Source organism: Streptomyces sp. NPDC047917 (assembly GCF_043204345.1).
Lineage (GTDB): Bacteria > Actinomycetota > Actinomycetes > Streptomycetales > Streptomycetaceae > Streptomyces > Streptomyces sanglieri.
In genome coordinates, this window is the sequence record NZ_JBIDCA010000011.1 from 256,767 (window position 1) to 272,311 (window position 15,545).

The 15,545-nt window shown below is 70.8% G+C and carries 13 protein-coding genes; 5 read left to right on the forward strand and 8 right to left on the reverse strand.

The genetic code is table 11. The features are described 5' to 3' along the window. Positions 1-7: 7 nt before the first annotated feature. The 3 genes from ACGF8B_RS27110 to ACGF8B_RS27120 all read right to left on the reverse strand — a co-directional run bounded on the left by ACGF8B_RS27110 (position 8) and on the right by ACGF8B_RS27120 (position 3,741). Entirely contained in the window at positions 8-1,651 is a 1,644-nt protein-coding gene (locus ACGF8B_RS27110) for a glycosyl hydrolase family 8 (RefSeq protein WP_392743493.1), read from the reverse strand. Positions 1,652-1,660: 9 nt separating this feature from the next. Then, on the reverse strand, positions 1,661-2,737 hold the full coding sequence (locus tag ACGF8B_RS27115; RefSeq protein ID WP_392743495.1) for a chitinase: 1,077 nt from the start codon (positions 2,735-2,737) through the stop codon (positions 1,661-1,663). A 218-nt stretch (positions 2,738-2,955) separates the two neighbouring features. Continuing rightward, positions 2,956-3,741 (reverse strand): Tat pathway signal sequence domain protein, encoded by a 786-nt coding sequence (locus ACGF8B_RS27120; protein WP_392743498.1) that lies wholly within the window; start codon positions 3,739-3,741, stop codon positions 2,956-2,958. Between the two features lie 348 nt (positions 3,742-4,089). Here ACGF8B_RS27120 and ACGF8B_RS27125 point away from each other — a divergent pair, with 348 nt between their 5' ends. Then, positions 4,090-4,926: an aldo/keto reductase gene (locus tag ACGF8B_RS27125; RefSeq protein WP_392743501.1), complete on the forward strand. Its 837-nt coding sequence runs from the start codon at positions 4,090-4,092 to the stop codon at positions 4,924-4,926. 87 nt (positions 4,927-5,013) lie between these two features. Then, positions 5,014-5,496: an RICIN domain-containing protein gene (locus ACGF8B_RS27130; RefSeq protein WP_392743504.1), complete on the forward strand. Its 483-nt coding sequence runs from the start codon at positions 5,014-5,016 to the stop codon at positions 5,494-5,496. Positions 5,497-5,968: 472 nt separating this feature from the next. Here ACGF8B_RS27130 and ACGF8B_RS27135 read toward each other — a convergent pair whose 3' ends face one another. The 3 genes from ACGF8B_RS27135 to ACGF8B_RS27145 form a co-directional block, all read right to left on the reverse strand. Beyond that, a complete protein-coding gene (locus ACGF8B_RS27135) occupies positions 5,969-6,508 on the reverse strand; it encodes a hypothetical protein (protein WP_392743507.1) in 540 nt (179 codons plus the stop codon). Positions 6,509-6,813: 305 nt separating this feature from the next. Beyond that, entirely contained in the window at positions 6,814-7,935 is a 1,122-nt protein-coding gene (locus ACGF8B_RS27140; RefSeq protein WP_392743510.1) for a CaiB/BaiF CoA transferase family protein, read from the reverse strand. Between the two features lie 281 nt (positions 7,936-8,216). Continuing rightward, positions 8,217-9,146, reverse strand: coding sequence for a class I SAM-dependent methyltransferase (locus tag ACGF8B_RS27145; protein ID WP_392743513.1), 930 nt, complete (start codon positions 9,144-9,146; stop codon positions 8,217-8,219). Between the two features lie 342 nt (positions 9,147-9,488). On the opposite strand from ACGF8B_RS27145, the gene ACGF8B_RS27150 reads away from it, so the two are divergent. Together ACGF8B_RS27150 and ACGF8B_RS27155 are read left to right on the forward strand one after the other, a co-directional pair. Further along, positions 9,489-12,434, forward strand: coding sequence for a hypothetical protein (locus ACGF8B_RS27150; protein WP_392743516.1), 2,946 nt, complete (start codon positions 9,489-9,491; stop codon positions 12,432-12,434). Between the two features lie 113 nt (positions 12,435-12,547). After that, complete coding sequence (locus ACGF8B_RS27155) at positions 12,548-13,510, forward strand: LysR family transcriptional regulator (RefSeq protein ID WP_392743519.1); 963 nt, start codon at positions 12,548-12,550, stop codon at positions 13,508-13,510. A gap of 48 nt (positions 13,511-13,558) precedes the next feature. On the opposite strand, the gene ACGF8B_RS27160 is transcribed toward ACGF8B_RS27155, so the two are convergent. Next, complete coding sequence (locus tag ACGF8B_RS27160) at positions 13,559-13,864, reverse strand: 4a-hydroxytetrahydrobiopterin dehydratase (RefSeq protein WP_392743521.1); 306 nt, start codon at positions 13,862-13,864, stop codon at positions 13,559-13,561. 63 nt (positions 13,865-13,927) lie between these two features. On the opposite strand from ACGF8B_RS27160, the gene ACGF8B_RS27165 reads away from it, so the two are divergent. Then, positions 13,928-14,731 carry a helix-turn-helix domain-containing protein gene (locus ACGF8B_RS27165; RefSeq protein ID WP_392743524.1) on the forward strand — a complete coding sequence of 268 codons (804 nt, stop codon included), beginning with the start codon at positions 13,928-13,930 and terminating at the stop codon, positions 14,729-14,731. On the opposite strand, the gene ACGF8B_RS27170 is transcribed toward ACGF8B_RS27165, so the two are convergent. Next, complete coding sequence (locus ACGF8B_RS27170) at positions 14,721-15,464, reverse strand: YoaK family protein (protein ID WP_392743844.1); 744 nt, start codon at positions 15,462-15,464, stop codon at positions 14,721-14,723. The genes ACGF8B_RS27165 and ACGF8B_RS27170 overlap by 11 nt on opposite strands. Positions 15,465-15,545 lie beyond the last annotated feature (81 nt).

A 15,545-nucleotide genomic window follows, 5' to 3' on the forward strand; every position in this document is an offset into this window, starting at 1 on the left:
ACCTCCGTCAGGGAACCCAGTAGTTGCCGGATGCGACGATCATCGACTGGAGCTGGACGCTCCCGCCGTAGTAGAGATCCGGGTCGATCGAGGTGGTGGCGAGCTTGTTCCAGAGCGCGTCGAGCCACGCCTGGGAACCCGGGTCGGTCAGTGCGGTCACGACGAACGGGGCGGTGAACGCCATGTCGTTGCCGCTGTCGAACACCGAGCCGTTCAGGTGGTAGCCGCTGGCGATCTTGTCCGGGTTCCCGCCGGTCTTGCTCTTGATCCAGGAGTTGAGCTTGCGGGCCGCGGCGAGCGAGGCGCTGTCCCCGCTGGTGACGGCGTCGGCGCCGATGCGCCACGGGTCGCGGCAGGCGTTCCAGGAGTAGTCGCCGTCGTTGGGGCTCTCCAGCACCTCGCCCGGGGCGGGCTTGGCGGTGCCGTTGGTGTTGACGACGAAGTCCGCCAGCAGACCTGTCGCGGAGGCGTACTTGGACTGCTGGGAGGTGATCAGGTTCTGGTGTGCGGTGCGCACGGTGTCCCAGGCGCTGTCACCGGTGGCGGCCCTGAAGGCGCGGAAGTGGTCGATCATCCAGTCCGAGGAGCGGGTCATCCAGTAGTGGGATTCGCCGGAGTCCGACCAGTCGCCGAACAGCATCAGGTGCGTGGTCGGGTTGACCTCGCTCTTCTTGATGGCGTTGATGTGTTTGACCGCGAGGTTCTTGTAGTCGTACGTGCCGGTGGAGCCCCACTGCTTGTCGGCGAGGAGCAGCCCGTAGGCGACGTCGAGGTCCCCGTCGGTAGCCGAGTCGGAGCCGTCGACGCTCTTGCAGGAGGCGTCCTGCTCGGCGGCGAGCAGGTTGGCGTTGTTCACCGAGGGGTGCGCGAGCATGTACTTGACCATGCCGTCGAAGACGGTCTTCGCGTCGGGGTCGGCCCCCGCCATGGTCGCGGTGACGACCATCCCGTAGCCCTGGGCCTCGGCGACGTAGGGATGGTCGGCGTCCGGCGAGATGACCTCGTACCAGCCATTGCCGCAGTTCTTCCTGACGAACGCGGACTTCCAGGCGTTGTACGTCTTGATCACGGCCTGGTCGACTGCCGACTGGGTGCCCGAGGGCTTCAGAGTCCCGGCGGCGTACGGGAGTTGATGGCTGCCGAAGGGCACCGCGGGGCCACCGGCCGCCGGGGCCGCGGTGTCGAGGTGGTCGAGGTTGGGGCCGCCGTTCGCCGTGGTGGCGGTGGCCCGGACGGTGTTGGTCCCGGCGGGGAGCTTCGCGCCGATGGTCTTCGTCTTCCAGGTGTCCCAGGATCCGGTCCCGGGGAAGGAGACGCCGGAGGCGACGACCGTTCCGTTCACACTGATGTCCAGCGGCCGGTCGGTGGTGGTGCCGTTGGCGTAGCGGACGGCCAGCGAGTCACTGCCGGCCGCGGTGTTCACCGTGAACTCCACGGAGGAACCGGCCACGTTGGTGTAGTCGACGAAGCCGGTGCCCGAGTAGCCGGTGTGGTTCACCGCCACGGCCGCCTGGGCGAGTACGGCGTTCTCCGCCTCGTAGCGGGTGTCCGCCGCCGCGGCGGCGGACGGCGCGCCGAGCAGGGGCAGCAGCAGTGCGGTGGCGGCGAGTGCCGCTCCGCCGAGGGGCAGTCTGCTCCGGGTGGTAAGCATGGGATCTCCTCAGCCCTTGTACTGGACGACGATCTTGGTGAAGTCGTACGGGGACTGGGACACCCCGCTGCAGGCGTCCCCGTCGCTGCCGGAGCCGCAGGCGCGGTCCCGGTTGACGGACCAGAAGGCGAAGCGCGCGATGTGGTGCTGCTGCGCGTAGCCGAGGATCGTCCGGAAGTCGGTGGTGGTGACGGTCTCGCCCGGCTCGTCCGTCTTCCCGTTCATCGAGGAGACCCCGATGTGCCGGTGGGCGGCGGCGTCGTCGTAGCCGTAGGCGCTCTTCACGGCGGCCTTCAGTCCGTCGAGGGCGCTGACCGTGGCGGCGCCCATCGTGCCGCTGTGCCCGCCGAAGTCGAAGGGCATGACGACCCAGCCGTCGTTGTCGAGACCCGCGGCGGCTCCCCGCTCGATGAGGTCCTTGCCGGTGGCGTCGGGGCCGGTCGGGGTGGTCCCCATGGTCACGTACGTCACGATGCCCGGATTGGCGTTCTTGACGATCTTCAGGGCGTCGACCACCCGTTGCCGCACGGTGGCCTTGGAGAACTCGGTGTCCTCGATGTCGATGTCCAGCGCCTTGAGGTGGTAGGCGTTGATCACCTTCTGGTACGCCCCGGCCAGCGCGGTGGCGCTGGTGCACTTCTCGCCGAGCTTGTCGCCGCTCCAGCCGCCCACCGAGACGACGATGTCGCCACCGGCCGCCCGGATGGAGTCGATGGCCTTCTGGTCCGATCCGCCGGTCAGCGGCCGGTCCCCGTCCCACTTCGGGTTGCAGGTGCCGTCCGAGAGGACGAACGCGAGCGTGAACCACTTCACGCCGGTCGCCGCCATCACGTCGGTCGGCTTCTGCGGGTTTCCCCAGCCGAGGTATTCGTACGGTGCCGCGGCCATGGCGCCGGGGCCCGCGGCCCTGATGCCGGATGCCGGGGAGCCGGGGCGACCGTCCGCCGTGGTGGTGGAGTCGGTCCGGGCCTCGTACGCGTTCTCGGCGGCGGAGGCCTTCGGGAGGTGGCCCAGCAGGGGCAGGAACAGACAGCTGAGGCCCGCGACGACGGCCACCAAGCGGCGTGGGGGTGCGGCAGGGTGCACGGATGATCCCTTCCGGTTGCGGTGTTAGGAAAGGTTCCTAACCGACACTGCATAGGATTCCCTGCGGAGCCTTCTGTCAATGCCCCGCGTGGGCCCAAATCTCGGACGGGGCACTCGGGTTGGCCGGTGCGCGGGCAGCCCTGCGGGGCGGCGGGGCTGCACCCCGCCGCCCCGGGCGCACCGGTTCGCGCCGCCTTCTGCCGAACGGTTCTGGCCGGTCAGACCAGTTGGTGGCCACGCATGCCGGCGAGCAGGAGATGGGTGTCCCGCAACGATCCCGAAGTGTCGCCGAGCGACCGGTAGATGCCCCACTTGGGCCGGACCCGGTCGGCGAGGAGCGTGTCGACACCGGACTTCGACCTGTCGATGACGGTGCTCGCCCCGTCCTTCAGGATCCAGCGGACCGAGCCGGACGTCCCGTCACCGATCGTGATCCGGAAGTCGACGTCGATCCACTTGTTCTGCAGCGGTTCGAGGTCGGTGCGGCCGACGAGGATGTCGGCTACGGGCAGCTTGAGTTCGATGGTCTGTACGCCGCTCACCCGGCGCAGGGACTGGACGACGATCGGCGAGGTGCCGTTGCCCGGCTGCTTCATCTGCATGATGTGGGTGAAGCTGGTGGTCGCCTTCAGCGAGTCGGGAATGTACATGCGGTACGTGACCCGCCAGGTCTCCCCGGGCAGCCACTTGAGGTACGAGCCGCTGCCGGTGCGCAGCCCGGTCACCTCCTGGCGCTGACGGTCCGTCGAGGTGTCCCGGTCGACGGTGTGCATGTTGAACCGGAAGTTGTCGCCCTCCACGAAGATGTGCGGCTGCCCCGCCGGATGGGAGTCGGCCCGGTCGTCCTCGACGGTCTCGAAGGCGCCGAGTCCGTCGCCGCTCGCCGAGGGCGACCAGCGCAGTTTCCAGCTCGCCGCGTGGGCGGTGGCGGGGAGCCCGGCGGTTGCGGCGAGGGCGCCGCCGACGGCCGCACCGAGCAGTGCCCGCCTGGAAGGGTTCGTCACTTCGACCTCGCTCGGAGTCGTTCGTTCGGGAACTCGGGAGTCGTCGCGCCGCGTCACGGGAGTCCTCGCACCGTTCTCGCGCCGTCGCCGTGCCGCCGCCGTGCCGTTGCTGCGCAGTTCCTGCGCCCTTGCGCGTTCACAGGAGTGTCCGTTGTTCAGTGACGTGCTCAAGCGTTGCGTGCTGACGGGTCTCGGTCAATGGCCCGGACGGAAGAGGCCGCAGCAATGACGGCGCGCCCGGGGGGCGACGGCGAGAGCCCCCGGAACATCGCACGGCAGGGGAATGTCTGGCGGCCGGTGATCGTTCACCATGGGAGTACCAACCGACGACGTAAGGATCGACCGCTCGTGAGCCAGGTCCCCTCCATCACTCTCAACAATGGCGTCGAGATGCCGCAGCTCGGTTTCGGCGTCTGGCAGGTGCCGGACGACGAGGCCGCGAAGGCGGTCGCCACGGCCGTCGAGTCCGGGTACCGGAGCATCGACACCGCCGCGATATACGAGAACGAGCAGGGCACCGGCCGGGCGATCGCGGCCTCCGGCGTCCCACGCGAAGAACTGTTCGTCACCACGAAGCTGTGGAACAGCGAGCAGGGCTACGACTCGACGCTGCGCGCCTTCGACGCCTCGCTCGACAAGCTGGGCCTGGACTACGTGGACCTGTACCTGATCCACTGGCCGGTGCCGGCCAAGGGCGCGTACGTCGACACGTACAAGGCGTTCGAGAAGATCCACGCCGACGGCCGCGCGAAGGCAATCGGTGTGTCGAATTTCCTCCCCGAACACCTGGAGCGGCTGCTCGGGGAGACCTCCGTGGTCCCGGCGGTCAACCAGATCGAGCTCCACCCGCAGCTCCAGCAGGCCGAGTCGCGCGCCTTCCACGCCAAGCACGCCATCGCGACCGAGGCGTGGTCGCCGCTGGGCCAGGGCAAGGGCCTCCTGGAGGTCCCGACGGTCGTCGCGATCGCCCGCAAGCACGACCGCACGGCCGCCCAGGTGGTGCTCCGCTGGCACCTCCAGCTCGGCAATGTGGTGATCCCGAAGTCCGTGACGCCGTCCCGGATCGCGGAGAACCTCGATGTGTTCGGCTTCGAGCTGGACGCCGACGACCTGGCCGCGCTCGCCGCGCTGGACGAGGGCAAGCGCCTCGGCCCGGACCCGGCCGAGTTCAACGTCGGCGCCTGAGTCACGACGAGACGGTCCGCCGCCCGGCTGTTCGAGCCGGGCGGCGGACCGCCGCTGGACAGCCCTGGGGCTGAAGGGACCGGAAGTATGAGCGCGGACACCGCACCCGTCGTCGCCGCGGGCTGCTATCAGCTGCGCAATGTGGCCAGCGGACTGCTGCTGGAGGTGTACGGCTCCGCCAAGGGCGGCGGTGCCCCGGTGCAGCAGGGCCCGGAGACCGGATCGGCCGCCCAGCACTGGCAGCTCTCGCCCGTGCACGAGGGTGCGGCGCTCCACTACCTCGTCAATGTCCACAGCGGGAAGCGCCTGGACGTCGCCAACGCCTCGACCGAGAACGGCGCCGTGATCCAGCAGTGGCGGGCCAACAACTTCGGCGCCCAGGAGTGGCTGATCGAGCGGCACCTGGAGACGCCGGGAGTGGTGACCCTGGTCAGCTTCATCAGCGGACTCGTCCTTGAGGTCGCCGACGGCAGCACGACGGACGGCGCCCGCGTCCAGCAGTGGGAGGACACCGACTCCCCCGGCCAGTGGTGGCGGCTGGAACCGGTGCCGGACACCACCCGGGCATAGGCCGGGCACAGACCCGCACGGCGATGCGTGCGGTTGTGCGGATGCTGCGGACCGGCATTCGGGGTGCCCCCTTCGGGGCCGTCCCGCCCGGGCCGTCACCCGCCTGGGCCAAGACGGCCCGCCGGCCCCCTGGCAGCCGGGACATGGTCGGCGTCTGCCGCGCCGACGCCACGTTCCGCCGCCCGGTCGCCGGGCCCCGCCAAGAACCGCGGACCGAGAACGAATCCGGAAGCCGAATCCCCGAGCCGGAATGGAGCCGGAGCCGAAACTCGGTAGCCGCGTGCGGCACAGCCGTTCCGGTCGGCTGGCAGTAGCTCACCACCCGGCCTTAACATGGCCTGGCAGGTGTTGAACCTGTGATTCGTCATTCAGGTGCGGCTGTCCGACCGGGTTTTGCCCCCGGTCGGATAGCCTCAGTGGAGCCCCGGCCCGATTACGGCGGGCCGGGGTTCTATGTCACCCGAGTGACTGGTCACCAGTTCCGGCCACCCTCGTCGTCGAAGTGGCGCTCGATGACACGGAAGCTGCCCACCACGCCGTTCTCGACGTGCACACCACCACGGACGTGGCCCGGACGCACCCCGTTGCTGGTGCTGTGCGGCCCGACGGTCGCGATGGGGGCGCCGTTGTCACAGGTGACCCCGCGGAAGACCTCGATGGTCCGGCGGCTGTCGTTACGGATGTTGAGGGTCCTGGAGCCGAGGCCGCTGACCACGGTCACACAGCCGCCCGCGTCATCCGTGTACGTCCGCTCGTTGATGTGGACGCGACCCTCGTAGTGGCCACGGCCGCCCTCGTCGTGGCCACCTCGCTCATTGCCGCCACCCTTGCCCTCATTGCCCTTGCCGACGTCGCCGCCACCGAGAGCCGAAACAGGAGCGGCCTGCTGGATGGCCGGGGCCGCCGCGCCAGCCGGCTCGGAGGTGGCAGCCGAGGCGTAGGTGATGCCGGTGGCGGCCAGGGCCGCGGCAGCCGCGACGGCAGCCGTAACGATGGTGGAACGCGTAATCATTTCGCTTCTCCTGTCTGAGAGAGACCGACCGTGCGGTCGACCTGTGGATGAAATTACAGACAATCCGAATATGTGTCATATCAGACACATAAAAGTCCGACACGAGGGCTCCGATCGAGCTAATCGAAATACACTAAATGCTATTTACACACCATCACATGGGGTGCCAATTGCCTCTGTTCATAGGCGAATTGACTCGGCATTAGGCCGCACAGGGGGCTTCTGACGCCCACTCACTCCTCTGGCAGCATGTCCGCCTTCGACACGGTCCCGGATCGGGCGGCGAACGGTGCCATGACTACCGGTCAGCCGTTCAGCCAGCGCCTGAGGTCCTCGGTGTGCTCACCGAGGCGCGGCGGCCGCCGCTCGTACCGCGGCGGGGTACGGGACAGCCCGATGGGGTTGGCCACCAGGCGCATGGGGTCGCCGGGGTCCGCATCGGCCGGTGTGACCCGCGGGGACAGGCCCAGGCGCTCGGCGAGATCGAAGGCGCCCGCGAGGTCGTTGACCGGGCCGCAGGGCACCCCGAGCGGGGTGAGCAGGCCGAACCACTCGGCCGCGGTGCGCGGGGCGAGCCGCGTGGAGATCTCCTCGGCCAGCGCGTCGACGTGCGCGACCCGGTCCGCGTTCGAAACGAACCGGGGGTCGGTGGCCAGTTCCTCGGCGCCCAGGCCCCGGCACAGGGCGCGGAACTGCCGGTCGTTGCCGACGGCGACGACCAGCGGCCGGTCCGCCGCCCGGTAGACCTCGTACGGGGCGATGGAGGGGTGACGGTTGCCGAGGATGCCCGGCACCTGACCGGCCAGGGTGTAGCCACCCGCCTGGTTCACCATGCTCGACAGCAGCGAGGACAGCAGATCGACCTCGACGTGCTGGCCCTCACCGGTCGCGTCGCGGTGGCGCAGCGCCGCCATGACGCCCACGGCCGCGTGCAGTCCGGTGAGCACGTCGACGAGCGCCACACCCGTCTTGACGGGCTGCCCCGGTGCGGGCCCGGTGACACTCATCAGCCCGCCGACCGCTTGCAGCAGCAAGTCGTAGCCGGGCAGCGCGGCGCCCTCGCCGGATCCGAATCCGGTCACCGAGCAGTAGACGATGCCGGGGTTGAGCGCCTCGGCCTGCGCGTAGGAGAGTCCGTGCCGGTCCATCGTGCCGGGGCGGAAGTTCTCGAAGAGCACATCGGCCCGGCGCACCAGTTCATGGGCGTCGCGACGCCCTTCCGGTGTGCCGAGATCCACGGCGAAGGACCGCTTGTTGCGGTTCACGGACAGGAAGTACGTCGACTCCCCGTGGGCGTGCGGCGGCCCCCAGGCCCGGGTGTCGTCACCCGCGCCGGGCCGCTCCACCTTGATGACATCGGCGCCCAGGTCCGCCAGGAGCATCGTGGCGTACGGGGCGGCCAGCACCCGTCCGAAGTCGGCGACCACGACACCCGACAGGGGGCCGGGAGCGGGGCTCTCCCCCGGGTGTCCATCGGCAATTCCCCGTCGCGGCGGGGAAGTCGACGCGGTCCGTCGAGCGGACGGGGTGGCTGGGGTGTGCTGCATTCGGCTCCCTCTCGGTGCGGCTTCTCGTGCGCCGGGCCACTGATGGCCACGCTCGCGAAGCCTCATCCTGGGCATGCCGCACACCCCGTGCCAGTGGACGGGATGTCCTGTTCGGACACCCGGTACCACTCCGATCCGTCGATGGGCCGCCGGGGCGGGCGTCAGCCCCGTCGGCCCAGGTGCACGGTACGCACCGACAGCAGGAAGAGATCCGGACGCCGGCGCAGTCCGGCCGGGTCCTCGGGGTCGAGCAGCCGGTCGAGCACGGCGACGTCCTCGGCCGAGAGGTCGTCGGTGAACATCTCGCGGCGGCGGCTGAGCTCGGCGACGACATGGTCACGGGCCTGGTCGGGGAGCGGTGCCGGAAGGTCGAGCAGGAAGCTGCGGGTGCCCTGCGGCTCCAGCCCCACCGCGGTGAACAGCGCGCTCCAGTCCTCCGTCTCCCGCTTGGCGCCGGGCAGCGCGGCCCGCATGTTCTCGAACCGTTCCGCGTTGATCGCTTCGAGCCTGGCCTCCAGACCGGGCCGCCCCATGCCGATGTCGCGCGGGAGACGGCGCGGCTGGAGACCGCCCTCGGCCAGGGCCACCGTTCCGCCGGGGCGCAGCAGTGCGGCGAACCCGGCGAGGACGGCGCGCTGGTCGCCCATGTGATGCAGGGCGTTGCCCACCCAGATGAGGTCCGCCTCCCCCAGCCCTTCGAGGTCGTCGGGGATGTCGGCGTGCCGGGTGCGGACCCGGTCGCCGAGGCCGAGCTTCTCGGCGCGGGCGCGGGTGCGCTCCAGAAGGGCCGGGGTGCCGTCGACGGCGACGACCTCCGCCTCGGGGAACACCTCGGCGAGCAGGCAGGAGATCACCCCCGGTCCGCTGCCGATGTCGAGGACCCTGCGCACCTTCGGTGCCGTGGGGAGCCCGGCGATCCAGCGGGCGGCTTCCTCGTACTGCGGCCGGCTGACTTCGGCCTCCTGCTCCAGCATCGGCCCCATGACGTCCCAGTCGAGGTCGCCGTCGTCGTGGTGATGCCCCTGGGGAGCGCCGTGGTGGTGGCCGTGGGAGGTGTGCCGGTGATGACCGTGGTCGGTTCGCTGACTCATGGAGCCAGCCTCACCGCGCACCGACCCTATGGCAAGTTTTGTTGCCGGTTCGGCAACCCGCACACATGATGCACCTTGCCTCCTCATCCGGCGAGCAATTCACGCATCAAGCACTGCCACATCGAGAACACCTCCGGAGCAGGGCGGCACACCACCCCCGAGGCGTTTCCCCAGGTGAGCGAGGCAGGCAGGCGACCGGCGCCGGACGCCCCACCCCCACACCACCCTTAACGCATCAACTCAGCGCCCAACAAGCTTGTGCGGCAACACCGTTGACGCGTTATGGCCAAGGTCGTACGGTGCACTCGCCCGCCCCCATCGAGCCGACGCCGGAGCGTACTCATGAAGCGCCGCACCTTCCTTGCCGGAACCGCCGCCGTGTCCGCACCGGCCGTCGCCCTGTCCGCGGCGGCACCCGCCGTCGCCGCGCCCACTCCCGGCGAGGACGCCACCGCCGCCGATACCGTGCGCCTCGTCATCGACGGCACACCGCACGATCTGCCGCCGACCACACTGCACAACACCACCCTCGCGGCCACCGGCACCGCCGGACAGGCGCGGGTCACCATGACCGGGACGTACAGCGAGTTCTCGGTGGCCTTCCCGAGCCCGTACGTGCCCGGCCTCGCCCGGGTGTCGGTGTGGCTCACCGGCGTCACGCCGAAGAAGGGCAACCTCTGGCTGAAGCTCTTCGACGGGGACAGCGAGGAGTGGGGGACGCTGGCCGGCAGGGTCGACCCGGCCGGATTCGACGGCCGGACCCGGGTCACGTTCGAGCCGCAGCGGCTGGCCCGGATGACATGGAGCGGAAAGGGCGACGGCCGGCTCACCCACCCGCTGCGCCGGCTGGTGCTGGTGTTCTTCCCCGACGACAAGCAGTCGGCCGATCCGCTCGTGCTGGACGTGGACTCCGTGGAGGTGGTCGGAGACGGCGGGCCGGTGGCCGGCTGGAGCCGGGCCGGCGCGCTGGAGCTGACCAGCGGCGCGGACCGGGTCCTCATCGACGACCGCGGCCGGCTGCTCGACTGGAGGTCCGGCGGCCGGGTCCAGTCCCCCGGCGTGCTGCCACTCTCCGTGTACTACGACAACGGCACCGGCGTCTTCTCCGACGAGGCCGCGGTCGACGTCACCCGGGTCGCCGCCGACGAGGCCAGGATCGGCCTCACCGTGCCCGGGTTCTTCGCCGCCGAGCTGACGGTACGGCTCCGTGCGGGCCGTCTCGAACTGCGCCCCACCGCCGTCCGGAACCTCTGGTCCCGGCCCATCCTCCGGATCACCTGCCCCGAGGTGGCGTACCGGGTGATCCCCGCCGACGGCACCATGCTCGGCATCGCGCCGAAGTGGGGCGGGATCGCGCACACCCGGTCGGTGCTCGCCGGTGGCTTCTACGCGAATTACGGCATGCCCACCGCCACCCACGACCTGATCCTGTTCGAGGAGGACGACTCCGCGCTCGGCGTGTACTCCGTACAGCCCGCGAGCGCGAAGCCCTACCGCCCGACGCAGTTCGGCTTCGTGGGCGCCCGGGCCCGCGAGGAGTCCCTGACCGGGCTGATGCACCGGCTGGACGCCTGGATCGCACCCGGCGGGTCCGGGGGGCTGCCCGCGACCCGGCTGGTGGCCGGGGGCACCGCGTTCGACCTGTTCGCGGCCTACCGGGCGGACAACGGGATGGACTCCTGGCGCGGGCTGCCGGACAAGCTCGGCCCTCGACTGCGCGCGGGGCTGCCCGACGCGGTGCACCTCAAGGTCGACCTGTGGCAGCCGACCGGCGGCACCTGGGCGACGGGGCGGCCCGAGGCGGCCCTCGAATATCTGCGTGCCGTGCCCGGCGGGCCGTACAGCGTCGAGCTGGCCAGCTACTACTCCGACGGGCAGCACGACCACCACTACCCGGACTTCCTCACCTTCGACTACCTCGGCGGGCCCGCGGAGTTCCAGCGGCTCATCGACACCATCCACGACGGCGGGCACTACGCCAGCGCGTACACGAACCCGACGTGGTGGCACCCCGACAGCCGGGCAGTGGCGGAGCTCGGCGGCGTCGAGCGGATCGGGATACGCGACGGGCACGGCAAGCTGGTCACCAAGACCCACACCGACAACCTCGGCTATCTCATCGGCGGCTGGCGCAAGGCGCCCCGCGCGCTGATCCTCGACCAGCTCCGCACGTTCCGCGACACCTACGGGCTGGACATGATGTTCCAGGACGAGATCGCGCGCCGGGAGTACGACTACTCGGCCGACTTCTGCGCACCGCCGTACGCGTACGGCGAGGAGCTGGTGGAGCAGACCGCGCAGTCGGCCGCGATCCTGCCGATCGGCACCGAGGGCGTCGGCGGGGACCGGATCTTCCAGACCCTGGCTTCGAGCCTCGGCTTCTACCTCAACACCATGCAGGGCGACCGGGCCAACACGTACGACGGCCCCAACCGCAACGGCACCGTGGTGCAGCAGTGGCCGCTGGGTACCGGCGTCATGCACGACAAGGTCGCGTTCTATCCGCACAACCTCGACCGGGGCGTCGACACCACCGAGAACCTGAGCTGGGCGCTGGCCTTCGGCCTCAATCTGCACTACCAGGCGCAGCACATGGAGAGGGACTTCAGGGCGGGCCGCGGATTCGAGATGCTCAAGGGCCTCTCGCTGGTCCAGCGGCGGGTCGCCGGCCGGTACTTCGGGCGGCGGATGACCGGGTTCCGGTACCTCACCGAGGACCTGAAGGTGTCACGGACGGTGTTCGACGGGGGCGTGGAGATCGTCGCCAGTCACGACATCCGGCCCCGGGCGCTGCCGCTGCCCGGCACCCTGGGCACGGTGACCGTCGCGCCGCACGGCTTCGTCGCCTCCGAGCACGGAGCCCCCACGTACGCGCTGATCGACGACGCGCACCACCGGCCCGGCCACCTCGCCCGCTGGGCGGGCGGCCGGTTCGTTCCCGAGCTCGCGTGGTACCCGGCGGATCTGGCGGGCTACCGGACCGACACGATCACCGCCGACCTGCGGCTCACCGCCACGCCCGCCGAGCTCCCCGCCGCCGGCACCACCCGGGCGGCGCTGACCCTCGCCGCCTGGGACGGAGCGCCGGTCGATCTGAGCGGCGCGGACATCGAGTGGGAGGTCGAGGGCCGGCCGATCGCACACCTGGTCACCGACGCCGACGGCAGTGTGTGGCTCGCCCCGGACCCGGGCGGCGCCACGGGCTGGGTCACGGTTCGCGCCGTCGTCACCCGGGACGGGGTACCGGCGTACAGCGGCGTCGAGTTGGTCAAGCTCACCGACGGGTGAGCGGACGCGGACGGGGTCCGGGCGTTCAGAGGTACGCCGTCGTTCCGGACACACCGCCACCGATTGGACACCGGCATATTGCCGGTAGGCCTCCGGGCCCATAACTTGCGTTTATGGAGCTGGAGTTGCGCCATCTGCGAACCGTACGTGCCATCGCCGACACCGGGAGCCTGACCAAGGCGGCCGCGGCCCTCGGGCTCGCCCAGCCCGCCCTGAGCGCACAGTTGCGGAGGATCGAGAAGGCGCTCGGCGGCCCGCTGTTCGACCGGGACCACACCGGAGCCCGGCCCACGCTCCTCGGCGAGCTGGTGCTGGAACGGGCCCGGGTGGTGCTGCCCGCCGTGAGCGAACTCCAGGAGGAGGCGGTGCGGTTCGCCAATGCCTGGGGGACCATGGAGCGCTTCCGGCTCGGCGGCACGCACGGGCCGCTGCTGGGCGGTCTGGTGGACCGGCTGGTCACCGCGCATCCGGCCGCTCCCGTGACCACGTACACCTCCTGGTCGGTCGGTGAGATCGCCGCCCAACTGGTCGACGGCAGACTCGACTTCGCGCTCATCGGCGCGTGCGGTCAGAGCCCGCCGCCCGCGAGCGACCGGTTGAACTGGCAGGTGATCGGCATCGACCCGGTCTTCGTGATGCTGCCGGATTCTCATCCGCTGGCCGGTGCGCAGGAGCTCAGTCTCTCCGCCCTGGCCGACGAGTGCTGGGCGGACGTGCCGGGCGAGGGCTGCTTCGCCGACTGTTTCGTCGGCGCCTGCGCACGGGCCGGGTTCAGCCCGGTCTCGGTGTACGAGACGGACACTGCGTCGGTCGTCCATCTCGTCCAGGTGGGCCGGGCGGTCGGGCTGTGCCGGGCCACGTTCCCGCCGACACCCGGGGTGGTGACCCGGCCGATCACCGGTTCGCCGCTCAGCTGGCGCCATCTGCTGGGCTGGCATCCGCGGTCGGCGGCGGCCGGTGCGGCGGCGGGCGCGGTGAGCGGGCACGCCAGGGCCGCGTACGCGGGGGCGGCGGAGCGCAGCGAGACCTACACGCGCTGGCTCGCCGCGCATCCGCGGTTCGGGGCGGCCATGTGACAGGTGACGGGCAGGGCGTCACCGGCCGCGTACCGGGGGCGGCCCCGGCTACCGCACCCCGTGTCCGTCGGCGATCGCCGCCACCCGCGCGGCCAGCCCCAGGTCGTTCTCGGTGACCACGTTGCCCGCGTCGTGCGTGTTCACGGAGAGGGAGACGGTGTTGTAGCCGAGGGTGAGGTCGGAGTGGTGGTTCAGCTCGTCCTGGATCGCGGCGACGTGCGCGGTCAGCCCCAGGGCGGCGAAGTGGCTGTGCAGCCGGTAGGTGCAGGTGATCCGGTCCCCCTCCAGCGTCCAGCCGGGCAGATCGCCCAGCCGGTCCTCGATCTCCTGCTGCGACAGCGGTGCGGCGGGCATGCGGTGACTCCCTCATCGGCGAACGGTGCCGGTCGGCGGTGCCGGTGACGTTACGGTCTGGGTATGACGACTGCCGCGATTGACACGAGGGTAGGGCCGCTGCTGCGCAGCTGGCGGGAGCAGCGCCGGATCAGCCAGCTGGAACTGGCGCTCCGTGCCGATTCCTCGGCCCGGCACATCTCCTTCATCGAGACGGGCCGCTCGCGGCCCAGCGAGGAGATGATCCTGCGGCTGGCCGAGCACCTGGAGGTCCCGGTCAGGGAGCGCAACGCCCTTCTGGTGGTGGCGGGTTACGCGCCGCACTTCGCGCAGACGTCGCTCGACGACCCCGCGCTGGACGCACTGCGCGAGGGGGTGGAACGGCTGCTCCAGGCGTACGACCCGTATCCGGCGATCGTCGTCGACGGTACGTACAACGTGGTGGCGGCCAATCGGGGCATGGCGCTGCTGACGGACCAGGTGGCCGAGCACCTGCTGACCCCGCCGCTGAACGCCATGCGGCTCACTCTGCACCCGGACGGTCTCGCCCCGCGCATCCGCAATCTGCGGGAGTGGCGGGCCGACCTGCTGGCCCAGATGGAGCGTCAGATCGCCCTGGCCCGTTCGGCGGAGCTGCGTGAGGTGTACGAGGAGGTCGCGGCCTATCCCGTACCGGAGAGCAGCGGATCCTGCGGCGCCGGGCCCGCTCCGTCGCTGCCTTTCGCGCTGCCGCTGCTGATCGAGCACGACGGAACGGTGCTCTCCTTCGTCTGCTCCATCGCCACGTTCAACACACCGATGGATGTGACGGTGGCCGAGCTGGCGATCGAGACGTTCCTGCCCGCCGACCGGGCCACCGCCGACCATCTGCGTTCGCTCACTTCCTGACGACCGGAGCGGCCCACGGTGCCCGGGAACGCGCCAGGACCGCCGCCGCGACGGTCACACCGGCCAGCACGGCCACGGCGATCAGCAGCGGAAGCCTCGGATGCCCGTGCAGTACGGCCATGGCGCCGGCGATCGCGCCCAGCATCATCGCGGCGGCCGAGAGCACCCGTCGTCCGGCCCGGCTGCCGCCTCCGCCGGCGAACCGGCTGTCGGAGAGGATGCCGGTGATGGTCAGGGTCAGCACGGTGGTGGTGAGGTCGGGAACCGCCAGCGCCCGGGACACGGCGTTCTGCACACCGAGCCCCAGGCCGAGGAGCACGATGAGGGCGAAGCGGACCCCGCCGGTGAACGGGTGGCCGGAGGCGGCGGTGACGATCAGCGCGGCCAGGACGCAGGCGGTCTCCACGAGGAGCGCGTACAGCAGCATCCGGCCGCGGTGGGCCGGGGTGCGGTGCGCGATCAGGCCGCCGAGCAGCGCCCCGACCGCGAACGCGGCGAGCGCGACGAGTGACGCGGCGAGCGAGAACCCCGGGGCTCCGGCGACGGCGAAGCCGGAGAAGACCACGTTGCCGGTCATGTTCGCCACGAACACCCGGCCCAGCTCCAGATAGCTGACGGCGTCGACCAGCCCGGTGACGACGGTCAGGGCGAGCATCAGGGGCGGCAGCGGCCCATGACGGTCCGCCGGGTCCGGAACGACGGTGGACCAGGCCTCACGCAGCAGGACGGGCATGGGCACGGGCACACTCCGATCACGGGGGCGACTGCTCGGAATTGTGCGCCCCGGACCCGCTGATCACCACGACCGACCCAC

Coding starts and splice junctions, on each gene's coding strand:
- ACGF8B_RS27165 (WP_392743524.1), top strand. CDS start 13,928: ATGACGACTGCCGCGATTGACACGAGGGTAGGGCCGCTGCTGCGCAGC.
- ACGF8B_RS27150 (WP_392743516.1), top strand. CDS start 9,489: ATGAAGCGCCGCACCTTCCTTGCCGGAACCGCCGCCGTGTCCGCACCG.
- ACGF8B_RS27130 (WP_392743504.1), top strand. CDS start 5,014: ATGAGCGCGGACACCGCACCCGTCGTCGCCGCGGGCTGCTATCAGCTG.
- ACGF8B_RS27170 (WP_392743844.1), bottom strand. CDS start 15,464: ATGCCCGTCCTGCTGCGTGAGGCCTGGTCCACCGTCGTTCCGGACCCG.
- ACGF8B_RS27155 (WP_392743519.1), top strand. CDS start 12,548: ATGGAGCTGGAGTTGCGCCATCTGCGAACCGTACGTGCCATCGCCGAC.
- ACGF8B_RS27110 (WP_392743493.1), bottom strand. CDS start 1,651: ATGCTTACCACCCGGAGCAGACTGCCCCTCGGCGGAGCGGCACTCGCC.
- ACGF8B_RS27145 (WP_392743513.1), bottom strand. CDS start 9,146: ATGAGTCAGCGAACCGACCACGGTCATCACCGGCACACCTCCCACGGC.
- ACGF8B_RS27160 (WP_392743521.1), bottom strand. CDS start 13,864: ATGCCCGCCGCACCGCTGTCGCAGCAGGAGATCGAGGACCGGCTGGGC.
- ACGF8B_RS27135 (WP_392743507.1), bottom strand. CDS start 6,508: ATGATTACGCGTTCCACCATCGTTACGGCTGCCGTCGCGGCTGCCGCG.